The sequence below is a fragment of the Nguyenibacter vanlangensis genome (assembly GCF_013376155.1).
Taxonomy (GTDB): domain Bacteria; phylum Pseudomonadota; class Alphaproteobacteria; order Acetobacterales; family Acetobacteraceae; genus Gluconacetobacter; species Gluconacetobacter vanlangensis.
This window is the reverse complement of record NZ_JABXXP010000828.1, coordinates 1-1,148: the sequence shown is the minus strand read 5'-3', so window position 1 is coordinate 1,148 and position 1,148 is coordinate 1. Positions and strand designations below refer to the sequence as shown.

The following is a 1,148-nucleotide window of genomic DNA, read 5'->3' as shown; positions in this document are numbered from 1 at the left end:
CTGGTGCTGGAGCCGATCGCCTGGCGCGACATGGACGACATGGCGCGGCTCAAGGCCGATGCCGGGGCGTTCGGCATGATGCTCGGCGGCGTGCGCGGCCGCCAGCAGGCCGAAATGGAAATGGCCGACGACCTGGCCTGCTGGGCGCGGAACGGCGTGGGCATCTTCGCGATTCGCGAGGACGGCCGCTTCATCGGCATGACGGGACTGCATGAACGCCCGGACGGGCGCGGGCTGGGGCTGCGCTTCGCCCTATGGCCCTGGGCGGCCGGGCGCGGCCTGGCAAGCGAGGCCGCATGGGCGGTGCTGAATTTCGCGCATGATAACGGTATACGCCGGATCATCGCGGTGGCGCGTGAAACCAATATCGCCTCGCGCACCATCCTGGGCGGAATCGGCATGACCCTGTGCGACAGCTTCATGCGCGACGGGCACCAGATGCTGGTCTATGAAAGCGTGCGCGAACAGCGCCCCGACCCGCTGCCGCCCCTGCCGCCGCGCCGGCCGATCCGCCTGCCGAAGTAAAGAGGCAGCAGCAAAAGTCTCTTCCAGGGCTCCGCCGGCGCCGGGGCTCCCCCCGCGCGCCGGACGCCGCGTCAATGCATGCTGTGCGCCGCCACCTGGTGGTCCAGCGCCTGAAGCAGCGCGTCGACGCTGCCGTTATGGCGCGCGATGAACGACGCGTAATCCTGCCGCTGGGTCAGGCGCAGGCTCGTGCCTTCGCCCACCACGTCGACCACCTTGGGCTGGCCGGTGCTGTTGCTGATGATCCACTGGGTATTGGCCGCCGGCTGTTCGGGGCGGTTGATCACCGTATCCACCGCCTGGTCCGTGCCGACCTGCGACGTGCCGCCGATGGTGAACGTCACGCCGCGATAATCGCCGATCTTGTCGGTGATGGCATTGACCAGGACATGGTGGAACAGGTCCAGGTACTGGGTCTGCTGCTGGGGGGTGGCCACGCGCCAGTAGCGGCCCAGGCAGTACCGCGCGATCGCATCCATATCCACATGGGCCTGCAGCAGCGGCAGCATCGCCGCCTTCTTGTCCGCCAGCGAGCGGTTGGAATTGACGATGGCGATCAGTTGCTGGCCGAAATCGTTGACGAAGGCGCGGGCGGCCGCGGCGGCGGCGGCGTCGGCCCGGGC

The 1,148-nt window shown here is 68.7% G+C and carries 2 protein-coding genes; one reads left to right on the top strand and one right to left on the bottom strand.

Annotated features, from left to right (window positions below):
- The coding region (locus HUK84_RS19425; RefSeq protein ID WP_176641673.1) for a GNAT family N-acetyltransferase at nucleotides 1–525 on the top strand (525 nt) is incomplete at its 5' end.
- Nucleotides 526–596: 71 nt separating this feature from the next.
- Here HUK84_RS19425 and HUK84_RS19420 read toward each other — a convergent pair.
- Nucleotides 597–1,148 (bottom strand): MlaC/ttg2D family ABC transporter substrate-binding protein (locus HUK84_RS19420; RefSeq protein WP_246285786.1); only part of this gene is annotated, 552 nt, incomplete at its 5' end.